Origin of the sequence: Enterobacter cloacae complex sp. CARB60 (assembly GCF_036487345.1) — a bacterium.
GTDB classification, from domain to species: Bacteria; Pseudomonadota; Gammaproteobacteria; order Enterobacterales; family Enterobacteriaceae; genus Enterobacter; species Enterobacter asburiae_D.
In genome coordinates this window covers 3,226,181-3,241,234 of sequence record NZ_JAZKLC010000002.1, presented here as the reverse complement: position 1 = coordinate 3,241,234, position 15,054 = coordinate 3,226,181, and the positions used below count along the sequence as shown (strand labels likewise).

At 55.3% G+C, this 15,054-nt stretch carries 16 protein-coding genes and 2 pseudogenes; 5 read left to right on the top strand and 13 right to left on the bottom strand.

The window, feature by feature from the left end:
• Window positions 1–78 precede the first annotated feature (78 nt).
• From deoR to V4835_RS16630, 3 genes are all read right to left on the bottom strand, one after another.
• Window positions 79–837: a DNA-binding transcriptional repressor DeoR gene (gene deoR, locus V4835_RS16640; protein WP_008503427.1), complete on the bottom strand. Its 759-nt coding sequence runs from the start codon at window positions 835–837 to the stop codon at window positions 79–81.
• Window positions 838–904: 67 nt separating this feature from the next.
• Window positions 905–1,513 carry an undecaprenyl-diphosphate phosphatase gene (gene ybjG, locus V4835_RS16635; RefSeq protein WP_063143067.1) on the bottom strand — a complete coding sequence of 203 codons (609 nt, stop codon included), beginning with the start codon at window positions 1,511–1,513 and terminating at the stop codon, window positions 905–907.
• A gap of 7 nt (window positions 1,514–1,520) precedes the next feature.
• Window positions 1,521–2,249: a phosphatase PAP2 family protein gene (locus tag V4835_RS16630; protein WP_331412902.1), complete on the bottom strand. Its 729-nt coding sequence runs from the start codon at window positions 2,247–2,249 to the stop codon at window positions 1,521–1,523.
• 168 nt (window positions 2,250–2,417) lie between these two features.
• Between V4835_RS16630 and V4835_RS16625 the strand changes: the two genes are divergently transcribed.
• Window positions 2,418–3,650 (top strand): MFS transporter, encoded by a 1,233-nt coding sequence (locus tag V4835_RS16625; protein ID WP_331412900.1) that lies wholly within the window; start codon window positions 2,418–2,420, stop codon window positions 3,648–3,650.
• A gap of 60 nt (window positions 3,651–3,710) precedes the next feature.
• Here V4835_RS16625 and V4835_RS16620 read toward each other — a convergent pair whose 3' ends face one another.
• Entirely contained in the window at window positions 3,711–4,523 is an 813-nt protein-coding gene (locus tag V4835_RS16620; protein WP_063143064.1) for a Cof-type HAD-IIB family hydrolase, read from the bottom strand.
• Entirely contained in the window at window positions 4,513–5,727 is a 1,215-nt protein-coding gene (locus V4835_RS16615; protein ID WP_331412899.1) for an MFS transporter, read from the bottom strand. Before V4835_RS16615 ends, V4835_RS16620 begins: the two co-directional genes overlap by 11 nt.
• Before the next feature lie 81 nt (window positions 5,728–5,808).
• Here V4835_RS16615 and V4835_RS16610 point away from each other — a divergent pair, with 81 nt between their 5' ends.
• The gene (locus V4835_RS16610; protein ID WP_033145035.1) at window positions 5,809–6,360 is read left to right on the top strand and encodes a TetR/AcrR family transcriptional regulator; all 552 of its coding nucleotides are present in this window, start codon (window positions 5,809–5,811) and stop codon (window positions 6,358–6,360) included.
• Here the strand turns inward: V4835_RS16610 and V4835_RS16605 are convergent.
• From V4835_RS16605 to V4835_RS16580, 5 genes are all read right to left on the bottom strand, one after another.
• Window positions 6,357–7,127 (bottom strand): SDR family NAD(P)-dependent oxidoreductase, encoded by a 771-nt coding sequence (locus V4835_RS16605; RefSeq protein ID WP_331412898.1) that lies wholly within the window; start codon window positions 7,125–7,127, stop codon window positions 6,357–6,359. The two genes, V4835_RS16610 and V4835_RS16605, sit on opposite strands and share 4 nt — an antisense overlap.
• A 118-nt stretch (window positions 7,128–7,245) precedes the next feature.
• Complete coding sequence (gene arsC / locus V4835_RS16600) at window positions 7,246–7,677, bottom strand: glutaredoxin-dependent arsenate reductase (protein WP_063143060.1); 432 nt, start codon at window positions 7,675–7,677, stop codon at window positions 7,246–7,248.
• A 12-nt stretch (window positions 7,678–7,689) separates the two neighbouring features.
• The gene (locus tag V4835_RS16595) at window positions 7,690–8,979 is read right to left on the bottom strand and encodes an arsenic transporter (RefSeq protein WP_121425693.1); all 1,290 of its coding nucleotides are present in this window, start codon (window positions 8,977–8,979) and stop codon (window positions 7,690–7,692) included.
• Window positions 8,980–9,019: 40 nt separating this feature from the next.
• A complete protein-coding gene (locus tag V4835_RS16590; protein WP_331412896.1) occupies window positions 9,020–9,340 on the bottom strand; it encodes a metalloregulator ArsR/SmtB family transcription factor in 321 nt (106 codons plus the stop codon).
• Between the two features lie 344 nt (window positions 9,341–9,684).
• Complete coding sequence (locus V4835_RS16580) at window positions 9,685–10,539, bottom strand: DUF2971 domain-containing protein (RefSeq protein WP_331412894.1); 855 nt, start codon at window positions 10,537–10,539, stop codon at window positions 9,685–9,687.
• Window positions 10,540–10,848: 309 nt separating this feature from the next.
• Between V4835_RS16580 and V4835_RS16575 the strand changes: the two are divergent.
• Window positions 10,849–10,995, top strand: a pseudogene (locus V4835_RS16575) (hypothetical protein); the annotation flags it as partial.
• Between the two features lie 166 nt (window positions 10,996–11,161).
• Window positions 11,162–11,364 (top strand): annotated as a pseudogene (locus V4835_RS16570) (ogr/Delta-like zinc finger family protein); the annotation flags it as partial.
• 36 nt (window positions 11,365–11,400) lie between these two features.
• On the opposite strand, the gene V4835_RS16565 reads toward V4835_RS16570, so the two are convergent.
• Complete coding sequence (locus tag V4835_RS16565; protein ID WP_331412893.1) at window positions 11,401–12,000, bottom strand: GIY-YIG nuclease family protein; 600 nt, start codon at window positions 11,998–12,000, stop codon at window positions 11,401–11,403.
• A 334-nt stretch (window positions 12,001–12,334) separates the two neighbouring features.
• Window positions 12,335–14,020, bottom strand: coding sequence for an aspartate:alanine antiporter (locus V4835_RS16560; protein ID WP_014169303.1), 1,686 nt, complete (start codon window positions 14,018–14,020; stop codon window positions 12,335–12,337).
• 273 nt (window positions 14,021–14,293) lie between these two features.
• Between V4835_RS16560 and V4835_RS16555 the strand changes: the two genes are divergently transcribed.
• Window positions 14,294–14,668: an inner membrane protein YbjM gene (locus tag V4835_RS16555; RefSeq protein WP_331412891.1), complete on the top strand. Its 375-nt coding sequence runs from the start codon at window positions 14,294–14,296 to the stop codon at window positions 14,666–14,668.
• A gap of 30 nt (window positions 14,669–14,698) precedes the next feature.
• Here the strand turns inward: V4835_RS16555 and V4835_RS16550 are convergent, their stop codons facing one another.
• Window positions 14,699–14,968, bottom strand: a complete 270-nt coding sequence (locus V4835_RS16550) for a GrxA family glutaredoxin (RefSeq protein WP_006809455.1) — start codon at window positions 14,966–14,968, stop codon at window positions 14,699–14,701.
• Window positions 14,969–15,054 lie beyond the last annotated feature (86 nt).

Sequence of the window (15,054 nt, the reverse complement as noted above, 5' to 3'; positions counted from 1 at the left end):
CGGGTGGCGCTGCGCTTACCCGGCCTACGTTCGAGCTGCTGTAGGCCGGGTAAGGCGAAGCCGCCACCCGGCATAACCTCAATACATCAACTTCACCTGCTGCGCCTTTGCATGGGCCACAATCTCGTCGTCCGGGCGGCAGTCGCTGACGATGGCATCGAACTGCGCCAGCTCGCCCATTCTTGCCGAACGCACCTTACCAAACTTGCTGTGATCGACCACCAGCACATGATACTGCGCCGCGCTTAACGCCCAGTGCTTCACCGGCAGCTCTTCCAGGTTAAAGCAGGTCGCGCCCTGACGCACGTTGACGCCCGCGGCGGAATAAAACGCGATATCCGGGCAGAGATTGCTGAGCGTGTCCTGCAGGTTAAGCGGCTTAAAGATGGCGTTGCTGGCGTGAAACTCACCGCCGCAGAGGATCACCCGACACTCGGGTTTCTCCTGAAGCGCCAGAAAGGTGTTCAGGGAATAGCACACGGCGGTGAAAGGGATGCTGCTGTCGATGGCTTCGATAATCCACGGCGTGGTGGTGCCGCAGTCAAAAAACAGCGTCTGGTGCGGCTGTACCAGCGAAGCCGCAAGCCGTGCGGCTTTGCGTTTCTCTTCCACCAGGCGCGTCTTCTGGTCGCTGATCAGGTAATGGCTGGCGCTACGCGGCTCAAGCACAATATACCCGCCCAGCAGCACGACGGGCGCGCTTTCGCTGTTCAGATCCCGACGAATGGTCATCTCTGAGACGCCGAGGAGGTTGGCGGCTTCCTTAAGATGCAGCTTATCGCTGCGCTTCAGCGCCTGTAGCAGCTGAGCAATGCGGTCATCGCGTCGTGTTTCCATAGTTCCTCGGGATAAAAAAGTGAACCCCCGCAGGGCGGGGGTTCAAGTGTAACCTGTCAGGTTGGGGTTAGTCACGTATCCAGCCTTTGCGGATCGGGATAGCGAAAATGGCGCGATAGAGTGAGGAAAGCGTGCGGTAGAGCGCTTCACCGAAGAGGCTCCACAGAATAGACGCGCTCACGCAGCCAATCAGCCCCACCAGGAAACCGCCCACCATATCCATCGGCCAGTGAACGCCCAGGTAAATGCGAGACCAGGCGATTGCCAGGGCCGCCACCATCAGGACCGCACCAGACCACAGGCGATGCCAGAACAGGAAAGCCAGCGCGAAGGTGAAGATCACCGTACCGTGATCGCTCGGGAACGAGTCATCCGGCGCGTGGTGCAGGAAGGTATAGCCCACGTGAGCCACAAAAGGACGGGGGTGTGGGAATACATGACCCAGTGCGAAACTGACCAGAATGCTCACGCCCAGCGCCATCGCCACTTTTATCACCAGCTGGCGGTGTGCCTTCACCTGGCTGCGGGGGCCCCACAGCCAGAGAATCGCAGCCAGTGCAGGAACGATACTGATTAGATCCTTTGCCAGGAAGGTGGCAAAATCGATCGTCCACTCAGGCGAGGCTGGCGTGGCGTTGATCAGATAAAACAGCTGATAATTCAGATTCTCTAACATAGCGTTATCACTCTTTAGCAAACCGGGTGGAAATAAGCCCGTAGACCACCACCTGGGAAAACCAGACCCACCACCCGGCCCACAGGTTGTGAGAGAAAAAATGCGCCCCGCGCATGACCTGGCCATAGCCCATCGCCAGACCTAACACCACGCCCAGCGCGACGAAGCACCAGGCGAGACGCGGACGCTCGCGCCAGAAGGCAAAAAACAGCCCCATCACCATAAAGCCGCTGGAGGCATGACCGCCGGGGAAACAGCGCCCCGGACCGCTGTCGGCAGGGACGGCGCTGAACAGAGGATAAGACACCGCCTTACCGCCATATTCCACCAGATCCCACGGGCAGCTGTGATGGCTCACGCTTTTCAGCACGCCCACCACCAGCGCGCCAACGCCCATCAGCAGCGCCGCCGTGACCAGCCTTGCGTTACGCTTGTAAGCGCCGTAAAACAGCGCCAGGGCACCTAAGGCGATGGCAATGTACTTCGCCAGGCGGTGGTTCAGCAGATCCAGCAGATGATCTTTCTGCAGCGGAAAGCTCTGCGTTGCCGCGTCATACCAAAAACCGGTGATCCCTCTGTCGAGCGCTTCATTGCGCGATAGCCACGTGAAAAGCACGGCAAGGGCGATCAGTACGAAAAGCTGATAACCATAAAAGCGGGACGGCAAGCGGTAAAGTCGTTTTGTCTTATTTGTCTGTAAGTTAGACAATTCTGAACGGCTGGAAGTGGGTGCCATAATTTGGGATCGTTGACGAGTAATGGGGCTATCATAAATCTGTCAAATTAAGGAAACCTTAAACGAAGACGATATGTGCTTTATTTCTGTTTACCCTCGATAAATCACTATCTCGGGCTGCGGCATTTCATTAAACTCGTCGCGATTTTGTCATTATTAAGAGATTGCATGTTAAACCGTTCTTCTTCTGGTTCACGTCTGGGTCGTCAGGCGCTGCTTTTCCCCCTGTGTCTGGTGCTCTACGAATTCTCTACCTATATCGGCAACGATATGATCCAGCCCGGTATGCTGACCGTTGTGGCGCAGTACAACGCGGGAATTGAGTGGGTACCGACCTCCATGACCGCCTATCTGGCCGGCGGCATGTTTTTGCAGTGGCTGTTAGGGCCGCTGTCGGATCGTATTGGCCGCCGACCGGTGATGCTCACGGGCGTGGTGTGGTTTATCGTCACCTGTCTCGCCACGCTGCTGGCGCAAAACATTGAACAATTTACCCTGCTGCGCTTCCTGCAGGGGGTGAGCCTGTGCTTTATCGGCGCCGTGGGGTATGCCGCCATTCAGGAGTCGTTTGAAGAGGCGGTGTGCATCAAAATTACCGCGCTGATGGCGAACGTGGCGCTGATCGCCCCCTTACTCGGGCCGCTGGTGGGTGCCGCGTGGGTGCATGTTGCGCCGTGGGAAGGGATGTTTGTGCTCTTTGCGCTTCTCGCCGCCTTCGCGTTCTTTGGCCTGCACCGCGCGATGCCGGAAACGGCCACCCGCATCGGCGAGAAACTCTCGCTGAAAGAGCTGGGGCGGGATTACAAAGAAGTGCTGAAGAATGTCCGCTTTGTGGCGGGCGCGCTGGCGACCGGTTTCGTTAGCCTGCCGCTGCTGGCATGGATTGCCCAGTCGCCGGTCATTATCATCAGCGGTGAAAAGCTCAGCAGCTATGAGTACGGCCTGCTGCAGGTGCCGATCTTTGGCGCGCTGATTATCGGGAACCTGGTGCTGGCACGTCTGACGTCACGCCGCACCGTGCGTTCACTGATTATCATGGGCGGCTGGCCGATTGCGGCAGGGCTGATTCTGGCTGCTGTGGCGACCGTCGCGTCATCCCATGCCTATCTGTGGATGACGGCGGGGCTCAGCCTCTATGCCTTCGGAATTGGCGTGGCCAACGCCGGGCTGGTGCGCCTGACGCTGTTTGCCAGCGAGATGAGTAAAGGCACGGTCTCAGCGGCGATGGGGATGCTGCAGATGCTGATTTTTACCGTCGGTATTGAGGTGAGCAAGCATGCCTACGCGATGGGCGGCAACGGTCTGTTCAGCCTGTTTAACCTCGCTAACGGCGTGCTGTGGGTTGGACTGATGCTCGTGTTCCTGAAGGACAAACGCGTCGGGAACGCCCTGCAACCTTAACCTGTTTATCCCCTCTCCCTGTGGGAGAGGGCTAGGGTGAGGGCACCAGACCGCACGGTATCAGTTAAACGGCGCCTCCCCGTTCAACACCTTCTCAATCACGTTCAAAACGCCTTCATCGTTATTGTGCGGCGCTTCAAAACGCGCCACCGCTTTAATATGCGGTCTGGCATTCGCCATCGCAAAGCTGAACCCGGACTGACGCAGCATCTCCACGTCGTTGCCGCTGTCGCCGAAGGCCACCACTTCGCTATCGTCAATGCCCCAGCGCTTTTGCAGGATCCGCAGACCGTTGGCTTTATGCACGCCGGGGATGATCAGGTCGATACTACCGTGACCGGTCGTGACGGGCACCATGATGTCGCCTAGCCGTTCATGCAGCAGCGCCTGAATCCGCGGAATTTCATCGTCAGAAACGTTAAGCCCGAACTTGAAGAAAATATCGTTCAGGTTGTCAAAATCACTCACCATTTCGAGACGGTGATAGTATTTCGCCGCGATATCCTTAAAGCCCTCGTCATAGCATTTCAGCGTGTACGCGCTGCTTTTGCCGCAGGCGATGATCTCAATGCCCGGCACGTCGCTTAACACGTTCGCGACGGTCTCGAAATGGGCTTTCGACAGTTCGCCGTTAAAGACATCCTCACCTTCGCTCACGACCCAGCCGCCGTTTTCGGCGACGAAGGCGATTTCATGCGCTATCTCCGGGAAAAAGGAGATCAGCTGGTAATACTGGTTGCCGCTGGCAACCACGAAGCGAATGCCTTGCGCCTTCATGCGGGCGTACTGCGCCAGAAAGCGCGGCCGATTATAGGTCTTGGCATCGCTTAGAAAAGTACCATCCATGTCGACGGCGATCAGTTTAACGCTCATATCCCTTCTCCAGTGTCGTTTGATTCGTTTCCGGCTTTGCCACCGCGCGCGCCACCAGCGCCGCGATAATGACCAACCCTAACACCACCAGCATGGCGCTGCGCAGCCCGTAGTGCTCGCCGAGGAAGCCGAGCAGCGGCGGCCCGACCAGGAAGGCGAGATAGCCCGTGGTTGCCACCACGCTGACGCGCGTCGGGGCGTCCGGGCCGGTATCGCTGGCGGCTGAAATGGTCAGCGGGAAGCCGAGCGACGCGCCTAGTCCCCAGAGGATCACCGAGACCCCGGCAATCCAGCCCACGTCGACAAAGATGATCATCGCAATACCCAGGCCGCCCAGCAGGGCGCTGGCGCGTACCACCGCTACTCGGCTGTAGCGGTCGATAAACCAGCCGCCGGTGAAGCGACCCACAGTCATCCCCAGCGTAAACCCGGCGTAAATCAGCGAGCCGGAGGTTGGGCTAAAGCCGTGACCGTCTACCATCAGCAGCGGCAGCCAGTCGTTGGCAGAACCTTCCGCGAACGCCATCGCCAGCACCACCACGCCGATCAGCATTAGCTGGAAATCGCGGTAGAAGGGCAGCCCTTTTTCGGCCGAGTGCTGTTCGTCAGCGGAGTTTTTGCCGGTACCGTCCGGGATGGCCCGGATGCCGGTCAGAATCGGAACGATGCACACCAGCGCCGCCAGCAGGATATGCAGATCCGCGCTCACGCCGGTTGCCGTCAGCGCCATCCCCACGCCGGCACCGGCCAGCGTGCCGAGGCTGTAAAAGCCGTGCATCATCGGCAGCACGGTTTTGTTCATCTCACGTTCGACCGCCGCCCCTTCAACGTTGATGGCAACTTCAGCCGAACCGAAGCTGCCGCCAAATACCGTCAGGCCCAGGGCGAACAGCAGCGGCGAGGCAAACCACAGCGCCACGCTCAGTATCCCCATCCCGAACACGGCAACACACATGGTGGTGCGGATCACCGCCCGCGTACCGAAGCGCTTAACCAGCCAAGCGGAGCAGAGAATGCCGCTCATGGAGCCTATCGACAGGCCGAACAGCACGATGCCCATCTCAGCGGTAGAAACGGACAAAATATCGCGAATGGCGGGGGTGCGCGTGGCCCAGGAGGCCATCAGCAGGCCGGGAATAAAGAAGAACATAAACAGCGCCCACATGCGTAGCTGCAGGGCTTTACGGGGAGAGGTCAGCGTCATTGGGGTAGCACCAGAAGTACAACAATAGCGACAACACTAGCAAGTTTGTGTACATTTGTACACAAACCACGTGAGGAATTTATGAGCAGACCACCGAACGATCCGCATCGACGGGAGAAGATCCTGCAGGCAACGCTCGATACCATCGCCGAGCACGGTATTCACGCCGTCACGCACCGTAAAATCGCCACCTGTGCGGGCGTGCCGCTGGGGTCGATGACCTACTATTTCGACGGCATGGAGCCGCTGCTGGAGGAGGCCTTCACGTGGTTTACCCGGCAGATGTCGCAGCAGTACCGGGATTTCTTTGCGGGCGTCACCGGGCCGGAAATGGCGTGCGAATCTATCACCACGCTGATCCACAGCTCGCAGGTGACCACGCCGCACAACATGGCGCTGATGTATCAGCTCTACGCCTTTATGCACCGCAGCGCGGCGCTCAAAACGGTGATGCAGGACTGGATGAAGATGAGCCAGACCACGCTGGAGCAGTGGTTCGACCCGGTCACCACCCGCGCGCTGGACGCGTTTATCGAAGGGATGACGCTGCACTATGTCACCGACCGGGCGCCGTTAACCCGCGAAGAGATCCGGGCGATGGTGGGCAGGATTGCGGGCGAGGGCGGCCGCTAGGTTGCGCCCGCGGTCATATTGACGGTGGTTCCCGTGATGGCGCCTGCCGCATCTGACGCCAGAAACGCAATGGTGTCTGCCACCTGCGCCAGCGTCGGCAGGCGATGCGTCAGGGTACTTTGCGCGGCACCGCCGAGAAACTGCTCGACCGTAATTCCCATCGCCTGCGCCTTGGCGGCGAAAATGGTCCCCACATACGAACCCGCCTGCACCGCGTCGGCTATCGCGTGCGAACGCACGCACAGTACGCGAATATTGTGTGTCCCCAGCTCCGCAGCAAGCGCCCGGGTCAAGGCTTCCGCTCCCGCGCAGCCGACGATATGCCCGAGGTGGCCCGCCATTGTCATATTGGCGGCGGGGGCGACGACGGTAATTATGGTCCCGCCATGCTCGCCACCCATACGGGGCGACGCGGCTTTCGCAATGTTAAAATACGCGGCCAGGAAGGGATCGAAACCCTGCCTGAACTCGTCGAGCGTTAACGCCTCAAGGCGTTTACCCTGATCGTGCATAAAGCCCGTGGCGTTGACGACGACATCAATGCGGGCAAGGTCCGGGAGCTGAGAGGAATCATCGAGCGCATCGAACATAAACGTGCTGGCAGACCCTCCGGCGGCACGAATACGGCTGGCAACCTGCTCCAGCCTGGCGTGGTCACGTGCGGCGAGGTATACATCCGCCCCTTCACGCGCCAGAGCGTGCGCCACTGAACTGCCGATGGCGCCGCTGCCGCCGAAGATGACGGCGGTTTTGTTTTTAAAGCCCATACCTGCATACCCTCACCAGGATTAACCCTCAAAAGTATGTGCCGGGTTTCGGCGAATGCAATCTGGCCGATGGGTGGGGCATGCGGTTGGCAGGCCTTACTGCGCCATTATCAACGGGTTACTTTGGCGAGATTTTTTTCCCGCTGGCGTCCACCACGGCTTCACCATCCTCTTTCGTAAACGCCCCTTTCTGCACATCGGGCAGGATGTCGAGAACAACTTCAGATGGGCGGCACAGGCGGGTGCCCAGCGGCGTTACCACGATCGGACGGTTAATCAGGATCGGGTGCTGCAGCATAAAATCAATAAGCTGGTCGTCGGTGAAGCTATCGTCGGCAAGGCCGAGCTGTTCATAGGGCTCTACGTTTTTACGCAGCAGATCCCGCACCGAAATGCCCATATCGGCAATCAGTGTGGTGAGCTCATCGCGCGACGGTGGGGTTTCCAGATAAAGGATAATTTCTGGCTCCGTGCCGCTGTTGCGGATCATCTCCAGCGTGTTGCGCGAGGTGCCGCAGGCGGGGTTGTGGTAGACAGTGATGTGGCTCATATCAGTGGCTCATTACAGTGTGAAGGAGAGACGTAGCGCCAGCGCGGCGAGCGTCACAAACAGGACCGGCAGCGTCATAACGATGCCCGTCCGGAAATAGTAGCCCCAGGTGATCGTCATGTTCTTCTGCGCCAGCACGTGGAGCCAGAGCAGGGTGGCGAGGCTACCGATAGGCGTGATTTTCGGCCCCAGATCGCAGCCAATCACGTTGGCGTAAATCATCGCTTCCTTAATCAATCCTGTTGCCGTGCTGCCATCAATGGAGAGCGCGCCAATCAGCACCGTGGGCATGTTGTTCATTATGGATGACAGGAACGCGGTGATGAACCCGGTACCCAGCGTGGTAGCCCACAGCCCGTGTCCGGCCAGGCTATCCAGTACGCCTGAGAGATACTCCGTCAGCCCGGCATTGCGCAGGCCATACACCACCAGATACATCCCCAGCGAGAAGATAACGATCTGCCACGGCGCGCCGCGCAGCACTTTTCCGGTGTTTATCGCATGTCCGCGTTTTGCGACAGCGAATAAAATCAGCGCGCCGACGGTCGCAATGGCGCTCACCGGAATGCCGAGAGGTTCAAGTACGAAGAAACCGACGAGCAGAAGCAGCAGGACGATCCAGCCCGTTCTGAACGTCGGGAGGTCGTGAATGGCTCGGGCGGGCTCGCGGAGTTTTGTCAGGTCATATTCCGGGGGGATTTCCTTGCGGAAGAAGAGATGCAGCATTACCAGCGTTGCGGCAATCGCGGCGATATCTACCGGGATCATCACCGAGGCGTATTCGCTGAACCCCAGCTTAAAGAAGTCTGCCGACACGATGTTGACCAGGTTCGAGACAATAAGCGGCAGGCTGGCGGTATCGGCGATAAAGCCCGCCGCCATCACAAACGCCAGCGTGGCCTGCTTGCTGAACCCCAGCGCCAGCAGCATGGCGATAACGATAGGCGTCAGGATCAGCGCCGCACCGTCATTGGCAAACAGCGCCGCCACGGCTGCGCCCAGCAGCACGATATACGTAAACAGCAATCGTCCACGACCGTTTCCCCAGCGGGCAACGTGCAGCGCCGCCCACTCAAAAAAGCCGGACTCATCCAGCAGCAGGCTGATGATAATGACGGCAATGAACGTTGCCGTGGCGTTCCAGACGATATTCCACACGACAGGAATATCGTTAATGTGAATCACGCCGCTGGCCAGCGCCAGCACGGCACCAATGGTGGCGCTCCAGCCGATACTGAGCCCCCTGGGCTGCCAGATGACCAGTACCAGCGTAAACAGAAAAATAGCCCCTGCCAGAAACATCTTTTACTCCGTTATATCTGTTTTTGTGAATGTGTTGTTATCAGCACGAACCTGAAAGTCGATTTTTAAGCTTCAGGCGCGTCTCTTCCCGCAGGCAGTTCCAGCTGTTGTCGATTACGGTTGCCGCCCATGCAGGCATGTTGGGAGAGAGACGGTAATGGACCCATTTGCCCTCGCGACGATCGATAACCAGCCCGGACTCGCGCAGCAGCGCCATATGGCGGGAGACCTTAGGCTGCGACTCGGTGGTCGCGGAACAGAGATCGCAGACGCACAGCTCGCCCGCTTCACGGAGCAGCATGACGATGGCGAGCCGCGTTTCGTCGGAGAGGGTTTTGAAGAGCTGGAGCGGGTGGAGCATGGGCGATCCTGCAGGTGGAATGATTTATATATGGATGATCATATATGTTTTAACTGAGGGAGAAAAGCGGAAATGAGAGCGAGAGTGGGTGGCACCACTGAAGCGAAAGTAGATCTGATGTTGAGAGATGGCAATCTTCCGTCTGGAGCCTAGCTGCGCCTGTTCTTCCGGAACCAGCGCTTACAGGTGGATGATAAATGGCGTCAGTGGTATCGAGAGCTAAGAGAAATGGCAGGTCTATTAATTGAATTATTAGCAGAATAAAAAACTATTTAGCTTTAAAATCATAGCTTCAATTATTGAGCATCAACAACGAATTGAAGATGCTTACTTACGATTTTCTTCTACGCTGGCTTGTTTAATCGTGCTTCACGCTCAATGCACTTAAGGACAGCTTCATCAATTGTTATTTTATTGAATGTCCATTCTGATTTATCAAAGCTGCATACATACACTTTGCACTCAGGTAATAAACTGGCAATCGACTCTTTGAATTGAATTAGGTAGTCTTTATTAAAAGAGTTTCTGATTCCAATATAAATTTCTTTGAAGCATGACCTTTTAACCTCCTGAATTTCTGTCGCTCGTCTCCAAACGTTCCTGACTACCCTAACTTCCTCTTCATAAGACCAATATGCGGGTTTGTACAAAAAAGTTCTTTGAAGGACTTCAAGTAATTCTGAGGTAAAGCCAAACGATAATCCTTGGAAAAAATGATGGTCATCCGAGTTTTCGAAAGGGTGATTAGGTTTAGTCGAAGCATAAATAACATTGCCATATCTTGCTGGAATCAAATTAAAACTATCATCATTTAAACCAGCCTCATCTATGTCGATTCCAAATACAATTCCTGCGTGAGAGCCATTCCCATGATCAAGATCGATTCCATTCGAAATTTCTAATTTTTCCCCCTTGCCATAATGTGCCCACATCAGAGGATTAAGAGGATTGCGTGTGAGCGAAAGGATTCCATATGACATAGATGCAACAACAAAATTCATTAATTGATCTTTATATTGAATGTCAGATCCATAATGCAAGCTAGTAAGTTCAAAAGGATCATTAAGTGAAGATGCCATTGAAAATTTCAAAGTTGATTTTTCTATTATTATTTTTGCCGTATTTAAATCAACGTATTTATATAAAATCATTTCTAAAATAATCTCGCGTTTTAGGATAAATTTTATGAGCTCATTCAAGAGTATCATCAATCCATTGTGAGAGACACTACACAATAACAACAAGTTTTACGATCACTCATGGTAATGCAATCTCCTCCCATTAACATAACTCACAGAAATCATGCGCCTGATCCGTACGGGTACCGTGACCGAATGGATTGGGAAAACTGGCTGTGCTGGTTAAAGGGGAAGAAATCGAAACCAAAACCAACTGGATTAACTGACTGAAACGCTGCGTGCCGATGGTGCCCATCGTTGGATGAGCAGGTGATGGCTCTTTGTAAGGGCGGCAATTTCGAAACAGCATTTTTGCTGCCAGCCATCTACTATGCCAATCGCAGCAATGCTGAGCGTGCCGCAAAGGTGCAGTGGAGGCGCTTGGAGTTCTCCCTGCAGCTCGGAGAAGGTTGGGCAGATCTTTACACAGAAATGCAAGTAAAGAAGAGCGGCTTAAAGCAGCCCATTGATGAAGCATAATGGACCATAACCACGGTGACGCACTCGGTCAGCCCGAATAACGGTTTACGCCAAGTCTGGATCTTTAAGCGATAATAGATGGATCCTAATTTGAATGATTATTTCCAAATGGAGAGCAGTAAGGTCACATTATTGCGATCTGGCTAAGAATGACATAAACGAAATGATGAATTGTCCAATGTGCGGCCAGACCGCGCATACACGCAATAGCTTTCAGGTTTCTACTAAACTAAGGAACGATACAACCAGTGCCCCTATATTAAGTTTGAACATACGTTCGTGACATATAAGATTTTTGAACGATCCGTTTGCCGTCAGCAAAAAGTCACCACCGCAGCGCCCCGTCCGAAAGGAATGCAGCAACAATTGGCTGACTCGTCTAGGCACACTAGCGTATTTTTATTACTGCGCCATTACCCGTCTCCTGAAACCCCGCTCATCAGCAATCTCCATCAATCTTGCCTCCGCAGCAGCCTGACTACTCATTCCGGAAAGCGTCATTTTAAAGCCATGAGTATTTCCCTGAATGTTTAGTGGTAAGGAAAGCGATGCGATCAGTGTGTCTTCAAGTTCCCAGGGCGCTTCGACAGGAAGCCAGTGAACTTTAGCATTCTTTTCCATCCACACATCCAGCCACTGCTCGCCAGGGTGAGTAAATGTCATTCTGGATCCAGAACCCACGCGGCGCAGAGGAAAGCCACTTAAACCACTCAATAACACACCCAGCGTGCGCCTGAGCGTCGAACCAGCTGCATTGCCGCTGTAATGCGTTTTGATGCGTTTCCTTAAGTTCGAACGGCTGTTAGGTTTCCCTCTGTGGTCGGGCGAAATACCAACGTACAGCAGCGTGTAGCCGTCAGAGGTTATGCAGCCCTCGGTCGGCACGCCTGGAGGGATTTCCTTAAACCACCAGAAGTAGACGCCATTTATTGGCGGAACTGGTGATGGTTTGCTCATTACTTCCGTTCTGCTGTAGGTTTTCTCGGGATAAAAATCGAACATGCGGCTTTCCTTGCTGACGTTTTTACTGATTTTATTCTTTTGCTGTCAGGGAGCGATAGTTTTCAGAAGCTAGGAAGAAAAAAGTAAGGGGATATGGTTTTTTGTCTGGCGCTGACGCCCAGCATCAGAAAGCGTGGCTGTAAGCGATTGATTTTGTGTGTGAGGGAATTTCAGGCAACAAAAAACCCATCAACCTTGAACCAAAACGGCGGGGTTGATGGGCTCCACAAATTGGGGACATCAAAGAAAAGCAGTGGCACTAGTTATGACTGCCCCCTGATAAAAAAGTTCTGCGCGTAACGAAAATAATTTTCACCACGCGCAAACTTAGGAGTTATCCGAGTCCCGGCCAGATGATGATGATCAGCGTACCGGCCAGCGTCAGCAGCACGTTAGCGATAGCGTACGTGCCCGCATACCCCAGCGCCGGGATGTTGCTGCGCGCGGTATCGCTGATGATTTCCATCGCAGGCGCACAGGTACGCGCGCCCATCATTGCCCCGAAGAGCAGGGCGCGGTTCATGCGCAGCACGTAGGCGCCGAACAGGAAGCAGATCACCACCGGCACCAGGCTGACGATAAGTCCGGAAACCAGCATCTGCCAGCCGACGGCGCCAAGGCTGTGGCCGATACCGCTGCCCGCGCTTAAGCCGACGCCCGCCATAAAGACCATCAGACCGAACTCTTTCACCATGTTCAGCGCGCCCTGCGGAATGTAGCCGAAGGTCGGGTGGTTCGCTCGCAGGAAGCCCAGCATGATCCCGGCGAACAACAGCCCGGCGGCGTTACCGATGCCGAAACTGAAGTTGCTGAACTGGAAGGTGATCATCCCGATCATCAGGCCAACAATAAAGAAAGCGCAGAAGGCCAGCAGGTCGGTGACCTGGCTGTGAATGGAGATAAAGCCGATGCGGTCGGCAACGGTTTTCACGCGTCGCGCGTCGCCGCTGACCTGCAAAACGTCGCCTTTGTTGAGCACGACGTTATCGTCGATAGGCATCTCAATCTGGCTGCGGATCACGCGGTTGAGGAAGCAGCCGTGGTCGGTCAGCTTCAGCTGTGCCAGACGGCGGCCAACGGCGTTATGGTTTTTCACCACGATCTCTTCGGTGACGATGCGCATGTCGAGCAGGTCCCGGTCGAACACCTCTTTGCCGTTACGGAAGCTCGGGTCGAGACGGGCGTGGGCGTCCGGGTAACCCACCAGCGCGATGTCGTCGCCCATCTGCAGCACCGCGTCGCCGTCCGGGTTCGCCAGAATGCCGTTGCGGCGGATACGTTCGATATAGCAGCCCGTCTGGCGGTAAATCCCCAGCTCGCGCAGGTTTTTGCCGTCAGCCCATGCCACCAGCTCTGGCCCGACGCGATAGGCGCGGATCACCGGGAGATAGACTTTACGTTTGGAATCGGTATCGAGACCGCGCTCGCGCGCGATTTGCTGGGCGCTGGTCTGCAAATCCTGGTGCTGCAGTTTTGGCAGGTAGCGTGCGCCAACGATCAGGCTCACCAGACCAATCAGATAGGTCAGGGCATAGCCGAGGCTCAGGTGGTCGAGCGCGGTAGAGAGCTGCGCGCCGGCCATGCCGGAATGGCGAAGGGTATCACCGGCACCCACCAGCACGGGAGTGGAGGTCATGGAGCCTGCCAGCATACCGGCCGTCAACCCGATATCCCAGCCAAACAGTTTACCCAGCCCTAAGGCGATCAGCAGCGCGCTGCCGACCATCACCAGCGCCAGCATCAGATAATTTTTGCCGTCGCGGAAGAAAATTGAAAAAAAGTTCGGCCCCGCTTCTACGCCAACACAAAAAATAAACAGCATAAAACCTAAGTTGAGCGCGTCCGTGTTAATGCTGAAGTGTTGCTGGCCTAATAATAAGGAGACGACTAAAACGCCAATGGAATTACCAAGTTGAACTGAACCCAGGCGCAATTTACCCAGGCAAAGGCCTAGCGCCAGTACCACAAATAATAACAGGATGTAATTCCCATTTAACAAGTCTGCGACGTTTATATTCACGGAGGCTAACTTCTTGTTTACCAGTAAGTTGTTGAATGAAAGGACTTTTTGGGCTACTGTTTTCTGGGTCAGGGAAAGGCGTTAACGCTCCCTGTTTCCTGCTTTATTCCCTAAAACATTAGCTGGCGTGTAGTTTAATCGCATTAGCTACTGACAGCTACTGATTATCGCATCACCCTGTGCGTACTTTGGCAAGGATTGCCGCACTGCTTTATCTGACTGGGCGTCTACCCGACGAAGGTATATTTGATAGAGATAAGTCAGGAGGATAGTTTGAACATTAAACGAAACTGGGCGGGGGTGATCAGCTGCTTTTTGCTGTTCACCGTCGTGTGCATGTCGCTCGCTTTTAATGTGAAAGGGGCATTCAGGGCGTCGGGCCATCCGGAGCTGGGGCTGCTCTTTTTTACGCTGCCGGGTGCCGCAGCCAGTTTTCTCTCCCGTAAAGGGGAGGTGGTGAAACCGCTTCTGGGTGCCATACTCGCCGCGCCGCTGTGTCTGCTGCTGATGCGCTTGCTGTATGTGTCGACGAGAAGTTTCTGGCAGGAGCTGGCGTGGTTGATGAGCGCCGTATTCTGGTGCGCTCTTGGCGCGCTCTGCTACTTATTTGTGCGCAGTCTGCTTCTACACCGACGGCATCACAAATAAAAACGCCCTCTCGGTGAGGGCGTCCTTTCATTACTGGGCAGCAAACAGTCCCAGATGCTCTTTGGCGTAAGCTTCAAAGTCAGTGCAGCCGCCGATGTGTTTCTGATCGAGGAAGATCTGCGGTACGGTTTCAACCGGCTTGCCGACGGTTTTTTCGAGATCCGCTTTGGTGATGCCTTCCGCGTGGATATCCACGTAGCGGAAGTTGAAGTCATCGCGCTCTTCGGTCAGTTTCTCAGCCAGCTCTTTCGCGCGCACACAGTAAGGGCACCCTGGACGACCAAAAATTACTGCAAACATTTCTCTCTCCTCAAAAAACAAGCCTGACGGCGAATAGGACATATAGTGCCCGATAACCTGCCGCCATTAAAGAAGGTTTCGCCTGT

Bases quoted from the DNA above. Each gene is read 5' to 3' on its own strand.
- deoR (WP_008503427.1), bottom strand. From the start codon at position 837: ATGGAAACACGACGCGATGACCGCATTGCTCAGCTGCTACAGGCGCTG.
- ybjG (WP_063143067.1), bottom strand. From the start codon at position 1,513: ATGTTAGAGAATCTGAATTATCAGCTGTTTTATCTGATCAACGCCACG.
- V4835_RS16630 (WP_331412902.1), bottom strand. From the start codon at position 2,249: ATGGCACCCACTTCCAGCCGTTCAGAATTGTCTAACTTACAGACAAAT.
- V4835_RS16625 (WP_331412900.1), top strand. From the start codon at position 2,418: ATGTTAAACCGTTCTTCTTCTGGTTCACGTCTGGGTCGTCAGGCGCTG.
- V4835_RS16620 (WP_063143064.1), bottom strand. From the start codon at position 4,523: ATGAGCGTTAAACTGATCGCCGTCGACATGGATGGTACTTTTCTAAGC.
- V4835_RS16615 (WP_331412899.1), bottom strand. From the start codon at position 5,727: ATGACGCTGACCTCTCCCCGTAAAGCCCTGCAGCTACGCATGTGGGCG.
- V4835_RS16610 (WP_033145035.1), top strand. From the start codon at position 5,809: ATGAGCAGACCACCGAACGATCCGCATCGACGGGAGAAGATCCTGCAG.
- V4835_RS16605 (WP_331412898.1), bottom strand. From the start codon at position 7,127: ATGGGCTTTAAAAACAAAACCGCCGTCATCTTCGGCGGCAGCGGCGCC.
- arsC (WP_063143060.1), bottom strand. From the start codon at position 7,677: ATGAGCCACATCACTGTCTACCACAACCCCGCCTGCGGCACCTCGCGC.
- V4835_RS16595 (WP_121425693.1), bottom strand. From the start codon at position 8,979: ATGTTTCTGGCAGGGGCTATTTTTCTGTTTACGCTGGTACTGGTCATC.
- V4835_RS16590 (WP_331412896.1), bottom strand. From the start codon at position 9,340: ATGCTCCACCCGCTCCAGCTCTTCAAAACCCTCTCCGACGAAACGCGG.
- V4835_RS16565 (WP_331412893.1), bottom strand. From the start codon at position 12,000: ATGTTCGATTTTTATCCCGAGAAAACCTACAGCAGAACGGAAGTAATG.
- V4835_RS16550 (WP_006809455.1), bottom strand. From the start codon at position 14,968: ATGTTTGCAGTAATTTTTGGTCGTCCAGGGTGCCCTTACTGTGTGCGC.